The organism is Acetobacterium sp. (genome assembly GCF_041752335.1).
GTDB lineage: Bacteria > Bacillota > Clostridia > Eubacteriales > Eubacteriaceae > Acetobacterium.
Genome location: NZ_JBGSHG010000048.1, coordinates 18,644 through 32,341 on the forward strand (window position 1 = coordinate 18,644; position 13,698 = coordinate 32,341).

Here is a 13,698-nt window from a genome sequence, read left to right on the forward strand (position 1 = left end):
ATTAAGCTTGTCCCAGACATTTTGCCAAGTCAGCTTCGGGGGTGGTGATTGGTCCGATGTTGTAGTTTTCCACCAGGACGTTTAATACGTTTGGTGAAATAAAGGCTGGCAGTGATGGTCCTAACAGGATGTTTTTGATGCCCAGGTGTAACAGGGTCAGCAGGATACAAACCGCTTTTTGTTCGTACCAGGACAGTACCATGCTCAGTGGCAAATCATTAACGCCACAGTCAAAGGCGCCAGCCAGAGCAACAGCAACCTGAATGGCCGAGTAGGCATCGTTGCATTGGCCCATGTCCATTAGTCGTGGCAAGCCGCCGATGGTACCCAGATCCAGGTCGTTAAAGCGGAATTTGCCGCAGGCCAGGGTTAAGACAATGGTATCATCCGGTGTTTGTTTAACAAAATCGGTATAGTAGTTACGGCCTGGTTTAGCACCGTCACAGCCGCCGACCAGGAAGAAGTGTTTGATATCGCCGGCTTTAACCGCAGCGATCACCTTGTCAGCAACGCCCAGCACAGTGCCATGACCAAATCCGGTTAAGAGGGTTTTTCCGCCGTTGATGCCGGTCATTTCTTTATCTTCAGGATAGCCGCCCAGTTCCAGCGCTTTTTTTATCACCGGGGTAAAATCTTTGTCTTTGCCGATATGAATCATCGCCGGGTATTGCACCACATCGGTGGTGAAGATGCGATCAGAATAGGATTCTTTTACGGGCATGATGCAGTTGGTGGTGTAAAGAATTGGTGCCGGGACACCAGCAAATTCTTTTTGTTGATTCTGCCAGGCGGTACCAAAGTTTCCTTTTAAATGAGCATATTTTTTTAGTTCCGGATAAGCATGACATGGCAGCATTTCACCGTGGGTGTAAATATTGATGCCCTTGCCTTCAGTTTGTTCCAGCAATAATTTTAAATCATGTAAATCATGACCGGTAATGATGATAAATGGTCCTTTTTCAATGGTTAATGGCACTTCGGTGGGAACCGGAGTCCCGTAGGTTTCGGTATTGGCTTTGTCCAGTAAGGCCATCACTTTTAAATTGATTTCGCCAGTTTTCAGAACCAGCGGCAGTAAGACGTCCATACCCAGATCTGAGCCGACAGCCGCTAATGCTTCATAGAAATAGGCATTGACTTCGGGATCTTTATAGCCCAGAACATCAGCATGGTGGGCGTAGGCAGCGACGCCTTTTAAACCCAAAAGGATCAGGGTTTTTAACGAACGGATATCTTCGTTGTCATCCCAGAGTTTTGCCATATCATAGTCTTCGGTAGAGGGATCAAGATCCGCTTTCATTTTATCGACACAGTCGACCATGATTTTTAAGCTTTCATCGTCGAAGCTGACGTTGGTGACAGTGGTAAATAGGGCTTTCTCGATACAGGCATCGGTGGCTTCGGTGGCTGCTTTTTTCTGAACGGCTTTAGCCAGTCCGATACAGGCACCGACTAGTTTGTCCTGAAGAATAGCGACAGGTGGGGTTTTTCCACAGACACCGCTGACCTCACATCCGGTTCCTTTGGCAGTTTGTTCACATTGAAAACAAAACATATCTTTCATCTTTTTACCTCTCTTGTAAATGTATATTTGTTAACCCGTAAAGACGGGAAATAACCTTTATAAAGAACCACTACTATTTGATCTACCCTTAAATTATGAATAATAACCATTAAATTGCTAAAAATCAATTTTTGCTCGATCAATCTTTTTAAATAATCGTCTTCATTGCTTAGAAATATCAATTTGATTAATTATTATTTCAGGCGGTCGCTTTTTTCTAATACTGACGATGAAATAATGATACTACAAGTTATTCCCTTTGACTGTTGCAAATGCAACATAAAATTGGAAAAATGAATTTTTTTAATTTTATGTTGCTGAGGAATTTCCGTCTTTTATTCTGAAACTGATTATGATATGATTTACTATATGTCTTAGCCCAATCAACGGAAAAGAGGAACATCATGAGTTTGAAAATGAGCAATCTGCTGGACATCGAAAAATACCTGCTGCTGGAACTGGTTTATTTTCATTTGCCGCCCCAATACAAAAATCAAATTACCCGGGAAACCCCGATGAAACTCGATGAATACATCGATCTGCTGGAGCAGTGCGGCTATGCGACGTATCCTGGTTTTATCAGTCGGTCCGAGCATGGATATCAGTACAAAAAACGCCGGCAGGCTCATTTCAAGCGGATTTATGCATCCAGCGACAATTTAGGTGATGTGGTTGTTACCGGCTATGTTAACGATAATTATGGTCCCTATGGCAATACCGCAGACAAAAACAAAACCAGCCTTGTGGCCATTGCCCTGGCAGATCGGGAAAATAACGGAGCGGTGATTTTCAGCGGCTGTGAACAAATGTATCCCAGCAGCATTGTTCTGGACTGGGGCGGCTGTCTGATTGCGTCTCTGGGAGTGGTCACCGTCCATCATCACAAGGCCATCGATTTTTACGACCGGCATATGGCCGGGATTCTGGGGGAACGTAATATCCTGGGTCATTCTAAAGGCGGCAATCTGGCCACCTACGTTTATATTAATCGGCTCGAAGAAAACACCCATGCCTATTGTGTCAACGCCCAGCCCTATTGCTGGTATACCATGAGTGAGATGCAGAAGGAAGCTTTGAAAACGGGTCGTTTTGAGTACATTGTCCATGCCAATGATCCCACCCGCAAGGCCAGCTATGTTTCTTATATCAGCCGAACGGCCCCCCTTAACCGCTATGCAACAAAACGGTTTATTGATATTCATGGTTTTGCCGAGGTGAATTTTGACGGATTTGGAAATCTGGAAGGCGCCCGGGTCATCCGTGAAACCATCAGCCAGCTGAAATCCCGGTTTTTCAACGACTATACGGCCGAAAAGCGCCTGACCCATGACGAATGTATGGCCGGTTTTCAGGAAAAACTAACCGAAATAACCTCGCTGCCGCGGCTGTTCAGCACCACCCTGGACGAGATCCTGCTGGTAACTGCGGCCCAGGCGGCGATTATCTGGTTCCGGGATGAAGACGACCGGGGCCCCTTTATTTATCCGCTACTTATCAAGAGTCCCGGGGCGGAGGATCTTTATCAGCTGAAGCTGCGGCCGGGTCAGGGAATTGCCGCCCGCTCGGTCTTTGAGGGATTGCCGCTGTATATCAAGGATTCCCGAAAATACCGGCTCCAAGTTGAAAGTCAGAACCGGAACCTGGGCCTGACTATCACCTCGGAAATTGCTGTGCCCCTGGGGATTGATGAAACAGAAGTTTTTGGCGCTCTGGAATTGATCAACAAATTGGATGGCGTCTTTTCACTGGAAGATTTTGCCCTGGTCAACGAGATGACCCTGGCGATGCTGGATGTCTTTAAAAAATCCGGGCAGTCGCTGGACAACTACCGGGATTTTTCCCTGCTGCAGATCCGTAAGGGCGGAAAGCGGACTTTTGCGGTGGAAAAGAACGGCTTTAAGGAAAAGGTTTTTGCATCCCCAGCTGAAAAGGATGCTTTTCTTAAAAAAATTTCGGGCCTGTCATTGGAACCCAATGAACGGCTGATTTTTAACCGGATCACCTTTACCAGGGACAAGCAGGAACAGTTGAAGCGCCTGCGTAAGCAGGAATATGCGATGATCTTCGGAAAGTCGCAGCTGCGCACTTCCAAGGTCCGGGTCAAAGGGCGGCTGATTGCTTTATTGCTCGGGGTTCAGGAGAATCGGGTGAACCTGAAACAGGTGGCCAAAATGATGGGTCTTGAGGGTAAGCTTAATACCCCGATTAAAGACTTGACTGATGCCGAATATATCCGGCTGGAATACGGCGTGGCCCGAATCCGGCGGCCCAAATTAATTATCGTCAACACCCCGCCACCGGGACTGAGTCCCGCTGCTTATCGGGTTTTGTGTAACCGGCTCAAAAAAGACTGTGAAAAGAAAGCAGTCACGGTGATTGTCTTAAATTAAGTGAGAAAGTCGAATTTAATCCAGGTGAAGGGAGCAGAAATGAGAAATGCAGTTGATTTAATCATCCATCCAAAACGGTTTTTTGAGAATTCCAGAGAGCGGGAGATTTCGGTCACCGTACCCATTATCATTCTGATTTTGATTGGGGTTGTTGATGGGATTGTGGTTGCCTGTCTGGTGAATCATACCACCATTTATGACATGTTCAATCCTGAAGCTCCGGTCATATCGGCCACAACTATTTTATTTTCGATGCTAATGGGCAGCTTCAGTGTTTATGCTCTGATCCTCATCCAGACAATTGTGTTTAATCTGATCATGAAAAAAATGGGCGGTACCGGCACCCGCAAACAGGCCTTTTATATTCTGGGACTGGCCAGTTTTCCGGCACTGGTGGAAGGATTGATATTTTTGTACTTTCCTCAGACCATTGGACTGTTCCAGTTTGAGAACTGGCATTTTATATCCCTGCTGATCTACAATTTTCTCAATATTTTCAATCTCTGGGGCATCTACCTGCTGATTGTGGGCTTTGCCAAGGTTTATGATGTTTCCTATAAAAAGGCGTCGGTTTTATATTTGCAGTTTTTAATCAAAATGATCCCACTGTTTATTATTTATCTTATCGCATCATAGCATGAGGTATTGGTGTTAGCAGGCAATCATTAAAAAAATAAGAAGAGAAGTAGCGAGGTAAAAATGATTAATCTGAAAATTCCCGGTCACGAGCCCATCACGGTGGCGCATGTGACCTTTGATTATAACGGCACCCTGGCGGTGGATGGTTTTCTGGTGACGGGGCTCAAAGAACGGCTGGTGGCTCTGGCGAAGTTGGTGGAGGTGCATATTCTCACTGCCGATACCTTTGGCCTGGTTCGGGCGCAATGCCAGGATCTGCCGGTGACCATTGAGATTTTTTCAAAGGACAATATTTCTAAAAAGAAAAAGGCCTATGTTGAAAAGATTGGTGGTGAGACGAACATTGCCATCGGAAACGGCAACAATGATCGGGAAATGTTTGAAGAAAGCCGGTTGTCGATTGTGGTGATGGGAAAAGAAGGCTGCTGCGTGAAATCGCTACTGGCGGCGGATATTGTTGTTAACAACCCGCTGGATGCCCTGGATCTGCTACTGAACACCGATCGGATGGTGGCAACGCTGAGAACCTGAAATCAAGCGAGTCGTTCGATCGGATCGTTAATTTGAAGAAAAAATGGGTAAGTGTAAACCGAGACTTTAAACAGCCGTGAAGCTCACGGCACTTATTCAATGATAAAGCCACTAAGAAACAAGGAGAATACAATATGAGAGAAGATTATATCAGTTATCAGGGTAAGAAAATCTGGTATTCGGTTTATGGCGAAGCGTTAAAAAAAACGCCGCTGCTGGTGGTTCACGGCGGACCGGGATTTTTAAGTATCCCGGATGTGATTGCTGACTTCAGTGACGACCGGCCGGTCTATTTTTATGATCAGCTGGGCGGCGGGAACTCAGAAAAGGCAGACAGCAAAAATGATTATTCTCTGGAATACTTTGTCTCCGAGCTGGATGCAGTGATTCAGGGCTTGCAGCTTCGTGAAGTGATCTTGCTGGGGCTTTCCTGGGGATGCGGACTCAGTGCTGCCTATATGCTGGACAAGCAGCCCCAGTTTGTCACAGCGCTGATTCTTTCGGCGCCCTATCTGAGCACCCCGCTGTGGGAGGAATGTGCCATGGAAAACATTTCAAATCTCCCCGAAACGATGCAGAAGATCATCATCGAAGCCGAAAAAAATCAGGAATTTGGGACGGACTATGAGATTGCCGCTGAGGCCTATTATAGAAAATATCTTTGTCGCCTTGATCCCTGGCCGGATAGCGTCATTTGGTAAACTGAATATGGATGTTTATTTAACGATGTGGGGACCTAGCGAGTTCAGTGTTAACGGCAAGCTCAAGCAGTTTGACCTGATGCCCCGGCTCGATGAAATCCCGGTGCCGGTGCTGTTGACCTGTGGAGACAATGATGAAGCCGGAGTTAAAATGGTGAAAGATTTTCAGATGGCCTTTCCCCAGGGCTCGATGGCAGTGATACCCGGCGCAGCGCATCTCCATCATATCGAACAGCCGGTGATTTACAAAACGATTGTCAATGAGTTTTTAAGAGATAAGTAGTGCCACCCAATTCACGATCCGAATCAGGGCCAATCACCGTTGAAAAAAATGTTGACGGTTTCATTCCCCTTGTGCTATGATCTAGGCAATGAGGAGATAAAATGAGTTGGATTGATTTTTCAGAATTTCAGGTTATTCCTTCCATCCGCAGGCTGGGTGATTTAGAAATTGCCCTTAACAGTGAGGCTCAGGTGGTTTTGCTCACCGAGGCCCATATTGCCAATCTGCAGGAGCTGGTCAAACTGGTTCACGCCAGGGATAAAAAGGCGCTTATCAATCTGGAGCTGCTGGGCGGCTTCGGTAAAGACCATGTGGGCATGAAATTGTTAAAAAACTATTACCATGTGGATGGGGTAATGTCAACCGACAGCGGCAAGCTGGGGATGGCCAAACAATGTGGTCTGGTAACCTTGCAGCGATTTTTTCTTCATGATTCGCGATCGTTTGAGACGGCGCTTAAAATTATTGAGTGTTCCCGGGTGGATGGCGCCGAGCTGTTACCGGCGGTTATGGCCCTGGATTGTTATCAAAAACTGACGGCAGTGGCAAGAATTCCCTTATTGGCCGGTGGTTTTATCCGTGACCGGGAAATGATGGAAAAGGTCAAAGCTTGCGGTTTTAAAGGCCTGACGGTTAGCGACAAGTCGTTGTGGTAGGGTGATTTTTGATTTATAATAAAACAAAATAGAATGTGCCGGATGGTAATTGTGTGAGTCCTGCTTAATAAATGTGATGAATTTTGTCGCATTTATTAAGCAGGGCTTTTCTTCGTGAGAAAAGGGGGTATTGAGTAAGGAAGACAGACAGCGTAATGTAAAAAAATTTGCAGCGGCGAATCCGTCGCCCGGAGCGTGTGAAACAGTAACATCAGGCAGGCGGGTACTACCCGCCTGCAAACGTCGATCAATACATCATTTTAAATTTAAACAAATTGGAGGTTACAAAATGGGAAAATATTTATTGGGTCTGGACAATGGCGGCACCATGATTAAGGCGGCACTGTATGATCTTTCAGGTAATGAGGTGGCCATTTCCAGTTCTAAAACAGCCATGTATCAGCCGGAACCAGGCTTCACCGAGCGCAATGTGGAAGAAATGTGGCAGGCCAATGTCAAAGCCATCAAAGGGGTGATTGCCAAAGCCGGCATCGCTGGCAGCGAGATTATTGGGCTTTCTGCCACTGGTCACGGCAATGGTCTTTATCTGGTCAGGGCCGATGGCACGCAAACCACCAACGGGATGATCTCCACCGATGTCCGGGGCCGGGAATACGTGATCAGATGGCAGAATGACGGTACCCATGACAAGATCCTGCCGAAAACGATGCAGAGTGTTTTTGCCGGACAGCCGACTACCCTGCTGCGCTGGTTTATGGATCATCAACCAGAAGTATTGGAAGAAACCCGCTGGATCTTTATGTGTAAGGATTATATCCGTTTCCGTTTAACCGGGGAAGCCTATGGGGAAATTGCCGATATGTCCGGCTCCAGCCTGATGAATGTCCGGGACGTCAAATACGATCGCGAGCTGCTGGCCGATATGGGGCTTGAAAGCATTTATGATAAACTGCCGCCACTGCGTTATTCCGGCGAAGTCTGTGGCACCATCACCAAAGAAGTGGCCGAACTGACCGGTCTGGCTGAAGGAACCCCGGTGGCCGGGGGCTGCATGGATATTCATGCCTCGGCGATGGCCGTGGGGATCACCGATGAGGACAAGATGTGCGTGGTGGCTGGTACCTGGAGCATCAACGAATATATCAGCAAGAAACCAGTGGTGGACAAGGATCTGTTTATGACCTCCATATATCCGATCCCCGGCTATTGGATGATCCTGGAAGGGAGCCCCACCTCGGCCAGCAATCTGGAATGGTTTTTAACCGAAATCCTCCGGGATATTGATTTAAAAGATCAGGACGTTTATGAATATTCAAACAATTGCGTTAACTGTGTGGCCGATGAAGACTGCGGCGTGGTATTCCTGCCATTTTTATACGCCAGCAATGTCAACATCAACGCCAAGGCCTGTTTTGTCGGGCTGTCCAGTTATCACAACCGCGATAATATGCTGCGAGCCGTTTATGAAGGAATTGTCTTCAGTCATAAATATCATATTGAAAAGCTGTTGAAATACCGGGAAGCGCCCAAGAGTATCCGGATTGCTGGTGGCGTGGCCAAATCCCGGGTTTGGGTGCAGATGTTTGCGGATATTCTGCAGGTACCCATAGAAGTCACCGAATGTACTGAACTGGGGGCGCTGGGTGCGGCCATCTGTGCCGGAGTTGCCACCGGCGCCTATGAAAGCTTCAAGGCGGCCTCGGACGTGATGGTGGAAATCGCCTTTACCGCGGTTCCCAACCCTGATAAGCAGGCCATGTACGAAAAGAAGTACAACCGCTATCTGAAGGTTATCAATGCCCTGGATGGAATCTGGGACGAGTATTAAGGGAGGCAGTTCGCCAGTACCAAGGAATGTAATGCATCATACAAGGGGCGATTATCAATCGCCCGGAAACGTTAATCTCAAAACAAACGCATGCGGGCGGGTACTATCCGCCCCTACGAACCTTAATTCACAAATATGTAAAACCGGGAGACTAAGAAAATGGATTTAAAACTAAAAGGAAAAAACGCCATCATCACCGGGGGTTCCCGGGGGGTGGGACGGGCGATTGCTCTGGGGTTGGCGGCGGAAGGGGTTAATGTGGTGGTCACAGCCCGAAAATCATCGAAAGAATTATTGGAAGTGGTGGAAGCAGCCAAATTTTTGGGGGTGAAAGCCTATCCTTTGGGGGCGAATATGAATAATGCCGATGATGTTCAAGTGATGATGAAGGAGGCCGAAGCGCTGCTGGGGGATCTCGATATTCTCATCAACAACGCCGGGATCTGGCTGACCGGCTGGATTCAGGATATCCCCTTGGCTGACTGGGAAGATACCATGGATGTGAATCTGACGGCGCCCTTTCTGACCTCCCAGTATTTTGCCAAAATCAATCTGGCCAGGCAGCGGTCCGGGCGGATCATCAATATTAATTCTCAGGCGGCCTTTAACGGTTCCACCACCGGCCATGCCCACTACGCAGCCAGCAAAGCCGGGATGGTGGCCTTGACCGTTTCGATGGCAAGGGAGCTGTCGTCCAAAGGGATTACGGTTAACGGTATTGCCCTGGGGGTGGTCGATACCGACATGATCCGGGATAAGATCGAAGCCAACCCCGGTTATTACGAAAGCCGGATTCCCATTGGCCGGGTCGCCCAGCCGGAAGACATCGCCAACATCGTCGTCTTTATGGTCTCGGAACCGGCTTCCTACCTCACTGGCACCACCATCGATGCCACCGGCGGGATGCTGATGCGGTAGGGTTTACCTGAAGACGGGCGAACACGGTTCGCCTTTACGAACCGGCATTAACAGCGGCGTAAAATATTTACACCATTCACGAGAGGAAAATAAAATGAATCATTACGACATCATCATCATTGGGGGCGGTATTACCGGTACCGCCATTGCCCATGAATGTTCGAAATATCAACTGACAGCGGCCCTGCTGGAGCGGGGCACCGACATCGGGATCGGGGCTACCAAAGGAAACGGCGGGGTTGTTCACCCGGGTTATGATCCCACCCCGGGCAGTCTGAAAGCGAAGATCAATGTCCGGGGCGCCAATCTTTATCCGCGACTGGCCAAGGATCTGAACTTCGGGATTATCAATCCGGGGATCTTTGTGATTGGCTTTACCGATGTTGATGAAGCAGTCTTAAAACACAAGCTGGAATTCGGCATTAAAAACGGGGTTAAAGATCTGGCCATTATCAATGCCGAGCAGATGCACAACCGCGAGCCCCACCTGGCCACTGAGGCAAAGCATGCTCTCTACGCCCCTACGGCCACCGTGGTTGATCCCTTTGAGGTGGCCATCGCCTTTGCTGAAAATGCCAAAGCCAACGGCGTGGAGATTCTGACCAGTCAGTTGGTGAGCGCGATTGAAAAAAGAGCGGATGGTAGCTTTCTGATTGTTACCCCCGATCAGCAATTTAGCTGCTCCTATATCGTCAACGCCGCCGGCAACCATGCCGATGTTGTGGCCAGGCTGGCGGGGATTTCCGAATACCAGATGAAACCGCGCCATGGGGATCTGCTGGTATTAGATAAGGATATGGCCAATAAGCCCCAAACGGTGATGTTTCCCTGTCCCGGGCCGGACACCAAGGGGATTGCCTGCATTCCCACGGTTCATGGCAACACCATCGTCGGTTCCACCGCGACGATGATGGATGATAAGGAAGCCGTCAACAATTATGCGCCGGGGATTCAGGTCCTGATCGATGGGGTGCATAAGATTTTGCCGGAACTCGACGCCGGTAAGATCATCCGCACCTTTGCCGGGTTGCGGCCGGTGGTGCTGGACAACAACAATGATTTTTTCATCGCCGAATCCCAGACCGTTAAAGGCTTTATCCACGCCGCCGGGATTCAGTCCCCGGGGGTGGCCTCGGCCCCGGCGATTGCTGAACAGGTCCGGGATCTGCTGGATAATGCCGGTCTTGAAATGAAACCAAAACCGGATTATAATCCTTGCCGGGACAAAAAGACTGTCTTTGCTGATTTGTCCATTGACGAGCAGGATGCCCTGATTCATCAGAATCCCGCCTATGGGCGGATTGTCTGTCGCTGTGAAACGGTTACCGAAGGAGAAATCATTGCCGCCATTCACGGGGTGATTCCGGCTCACACCCTGGATGCGGTAAAACGCCGCACCCGGGCCGGGATGGGACGCTGTCAGAGCGGCTTCTGCCAGTACAAGGTCATTGCCATTCTGAGCCGCGAGCTGGGGTTGCCGGTTTCTGATATTTGCCTGGAAGATATGGGCTCGCAACTGCTTTGTGGAACGGTGAAGGGAGGTGTGAAATGAAACAGTTAGCCTATGATGTGGTGGTCATCGGCGGCGGCCCGGCCGGCATGGCAGCAGCCCTGAAAGCCAACGAAAAGGGCGCTTCGGTTGCCATCATCGAACGCAACGATGAACTGGGGGGGATCCTTAATCAGTGTATTCACAGCGGTTTTGGTCTCAGCTATTTTAAGCAGGAACTGACCGGCCCGGAATACGCCGAGCTGTTTATCAAGCAAGTGGCGGCGGCTGGCATCGATGTCTATTTAAACACGATGGTTATCGATTTATCCCCGGATCATCAGGTTAAAGCGAGCAATGAAGAGGGGATGCTGGTTCTTTCGGCCGGAGCCATTGTGTTGGCGATGGGCTGTCGCGAACGGACCCGGGGCGCGATAAAAATCCCCGGTTCCCGGCCGGCCGGAGTGCTCACCGCCGGGCTGGCCCAGCGCTATGTCAATATTGAGAACCGTAAACCGGGAGAACGAATTGTTATTCTCGGTTCTGGCGATATTGGTCTGATTATGGCCAGACGGCTGACCCTGGAAGGGATGCAGGTACTGGGGGTTTATGAGTTGATGCCCTATGCCAATGGGCTATACCGGAACATTAAAAATTGTCTGGACGATTTTGGTATCCCGCTGCATTTATCAACCACGGTCACAAATATCATCGGTTACCCCCATCTGGAAGCCATCGAAGTGGCTCAGGTTGATGAAAATCTGGCCGTGATTGAAGAAACCCGGGAAGTGATCGCCTGTGATACCCTGCTGCTGTCAATTGGGCTGATTCCTGAAAATGAGCTGTCCCAGAAATCGGGGGTCAGCCTGAATCCGCGAACCAACGGCCCGCTGGTCAATCAAGCGCTGGAAACGGATCAGCCGGGGATCTTTGCCTGCGGAAATGTTCTCCATGTTCACGATCTGGTCGACAATGTTACCCTGGAAGCCGAACAGGCTGGAATCGCTGCCGCTGATTACGTCCGGCAGCAGAAGGTAGGGGTCAGTGAAAATAGACTGGCCGCAACCGCACCTTCCAAAATCAAAACAATCATCCCCCTGGGTCCCGGAGTGAATGTCGGTTATACTGTACCGGCAAAACTGACCAGCCCTTCATCAAAAGAAGTCCGGATTTTATTCAGGGTGCGAAAACCCTTAGAACAGGCCGAGGTCGTGATTCAATCCGGAGCAACGATCCTTTATCAGGGCAAACCCCGGGCCTTTAAACCCAGTGTGATGGAAGAGGTGGTGCTGAGCCCCGCCGAAATAAACGGACTTAACGGTCTGAAGGGTCAAAGTGGCGCAGAGCAAGCCATCATCGTATCAGTCCGGGAGGTGAAAAAATGAATCAGCAAGAAATGAAAAATAACGAATCCGATAAAACCGAAATAAAAGTATGCTGTACCACCTGTCCCAAGGAATGCATTATTACCGTTCACTTAGAGCAGGGGATGCTGATCAGTGTGGAGGGAGAAGGCTGCAAAAGAGGCAAAAAGTTTGCGCAAAAGGAGATCACCACACCAGAAAGAACCTTAACCAGTACAGTTATGGTGGAATGTGGCAATAAAGCCTGTCTGTTGCCGGTGAAAACCGCCGCCCCCATCCCCAAAAAAGATATCGCTCTGGCAATGGCCGCCATTCGCACCATAAAGCTCACCGGGCCCTGCCTGATGGGGGATGTAATCATCCCGAACATCTGCGGCACCGGGGTGAATGTGGTGGCCTGCCGGAGTATCAAGGAGGAAAACCATGCGTGTTAATCTTAGTAAAATACTACAGGATGCCCAGGAGAATGGTTACGGGATCGGGGCGTTTAACACTCCCAATCTGGAAAGCGTTCAGGCGGTAATCGCCGCGGCCGAGGCCCGAAACCAACCGGTAATCATTATGCATGCCCAGATCCATGAAAGCCTGATTCCCCTGGAAGTCATCGGCCCGCTGATGATCCGGTTGGCTGATCAGGCAAAAGTGGGAGTCTGCGTCCATCTCGATCATGGGGAAGACCTGGGCTATCTGCTTCACGCCATGAAAATGGGTTTCACCTCGGTGATGTATGACGGGTCACGGCTGCCTTATGAGGAAAATCTGGCCAATACCCGGGAAATTGTCCGGGTGGCCCATTATCTGGGGGTATCAGTAGAAGCTGAGCTGGGCCGGGTGCTAAGACCAGAAGGCGGGGGAGCTCCCGATCCCGAAGAGGAGATCCTGACTCCGGAAGCATGCTACACCGATCCGGAGCTGGCCAAAGCCTTTGTCGCGGCCACCGGGGTGGATGCGCTGGCGATTGCTTTTGGCACCGCTCACGGTATTTACGAGGCCGAACCCTGTCTGGATTTTGACCGGATCGCAGCGATTCATAAGCTGGTGGATGTACCGCTGGTCATGCATGGCGGATCCGGCGTCAATGCCGCGGACTTTCAGAAAGCCATCGTTGCCGGGATTTCAAAAATCAATTATTTCACCTATATGTCTCTGGCCGGCGGCCGTGCGGTTAGAGCCTATTTTTCTCAAAACCCCGGCCGGGATCTGCGCTTCGATGAGATCGCCGAGATTGGCCGGGTCGCCATGCAGGCCGATGTGGAACAGGCCATTGCGGTGTTTCAGGGTTAAAGCGATCAGCTAAAGATGTGGTATCGGTATGCAAATAAAAAATCCATTTGGTGTGAGTGTCACAGTTGCAAAAAACTGTGGTCTCACATC

The 13,698-nt window shown here is 49.5% G+C and carries 13 protein-coding genes; 12 read left to right on the top strand and 1 reads right to left on the bottom strand.

The window, feature by feature from the left end:
- Position 1: 1 nt before the first annotated feature.
- Entirely contained in the window at positions 2-1,564 is a 1,563-nt protein-coding gene (gene hcp / locus ACEW8F_RS06315; protein ID WP_373482623.1) for a hydroxylamine reductase, read from the bottom strand.
- A 404-nt stretch (positions 1,565-1,968) separates the two neighbouring features.
- On the opposite strand from hcp, the gene ACEW8F_RS06320 reads away from it, so the two are divergent.
- From ACEW8F_RS06320 to ACEW8F_RS06375, 12 genes are all read left to right on the top strand, one after another.
- Entirely contained in the window at positions 1,969-3,954 is a 1,986-nt protein-coding gene (locus tag ACEW8F_RS06320; RefSeq protein ID WP_373482624.1) for a GAF domain-containing protein, read from the top strand.
- Between the two features lie 39 nt (positions 3,955-3,993).
- Entirely contained in the window at positions 3,994-4,590 is a 597-nt protein-coding gene (locus tag ACEW8F_RS06325) for a Yip1 family protein (protein ID WP_373482625.1), read from the top strand.
- Positions 4,591-4,653: 63 nt separating this feature from the next.
- Positions 4,654-5,124, top strand: coding sequence for an HAD family hydrolase (locus ACEW8F_RS06330; protein WP_373482626.1), 471 nt, complete (start codon positions 4,654-4,656; stop codon positions 5,122-5,124).
- A gap of 134 nt (positions 5,125-5,258) precedes the next feature.
- Positions 5,259-5,825, top strand: a complete 567-nt coding sequence (locus ACEW8F_RS06335; protein WP_373482627.1) for an alpha/beta fold hydrolase — start codon at positions 5,259-5,261, stop codon at positions 5,823-5,825.
- Positions 5,826-5,832: 7 nt separating this feature from the next.
- Positions 5,833-6,108 carry a hypothetical protein gene (locus tag ACEW8F_RS06340; RefSeq protein ID WP_373482628.1) on the top strand — a complete coding sequence of 92 codons (276 nt, stop codon included), beginning with the start codon at positions 5,833-5,835 and terminating at the stop codon, positions 6,106-6,108.
- Between the two features lie 101 nt (positions 6,109-6,209).
- Entirely contained in the window at positions 6,210-6,764 is a 555-nt protein-coding gene (locus ACEW8F_RS06345) for a glycerol-3-phosphate responsive antiterminator (protein WP_373482629.1), read from the top strand.
- Between the two features lie 289 nt (positions 6,765-7,053).
- Positions 7,054-8,553, top strand: coding sequence for an FGGY-family carbohydrate kinase (locus ACEW8F_RS06350; RefSeq protein WP_373482630.1), 1,500 nt, complete (start codon positions 7,054-7,056; stop codon positions 8,551-8,553).
- A gap of 159 nt (positions 8,554-8,712) precedes the next feature.
- A complete protein-coding gene (locus ACEW8F_RS06355; protein WP_373482631.1) occupies positions 8,713-9,471 on the top strand; it encodes an SDR family NAD(P)-dependent oxidoreductase in 759 nt (252 codons plus the stop codon).
- Positions 9,472-9,565: 94 nt separating this feature from the next.
- Positions 9,566-11,023 carry an NAD(P)/FAD-dependent oxidoreductase gene (locus ACEW8F_RS06360; RefSeq protein ID WP_373482632.1) on the top strand — a complete coding sequence of 486 codons (1,458 nt, stop codon included), beginning with the start codon at positions 9,566-9,568 and terminating at the stop codon, positions 11,021-11,023.
- Positions 11,020-12,345 carry an NAD(P)/FAD-dependent oxidoreductase gene (locus tag ACEW8F_RS06365; protein WP_373482633.1) on the top strand — a complete coding sequence of 442 codons (1,326 nt, stop codon included), beginning with the start codon at positions 11,020-11,022 and terminating at the stop codon, positions 12,343-12,345. The genes ACEW8F_RS06360 and ACEW8F_RS06365 overlap by 4 nt, the downstream gene beginning before the upstream one ends.
- Positions 12,342-12,758: a DUF1667 domain-containing protein gene (locus ACEW8F_RS06370; protein WP_373482634.1), complete on the top strand. Its 417-nt coding sequence runs from the start codon at positions 12,342-12,344 to the stop codon at positions 12,756-12,758. The genes ACEW8F_RS06365 and ACEW8F_RS06370 overlap by 4 nt, the downstream gene beginning before the upstream one ends.
- Positions 12,748-13,608, top strand: a complete 861-nt coding sequence (locus ACEW8F_RS06375; RefSeq protein ID WP_373482635.1) for a ketose-bisphosphate aldolase — start codon at positions 12,748-12,750, stop codon at positions 13,606-13,608. Before ACEW8F_RS06370 ends, ACEW8F_RS06375 begins: the two co-directional genes overlap by 11 nt.
- Positions 13,609-13,698 lie beyond the last annotated feature (90 nt).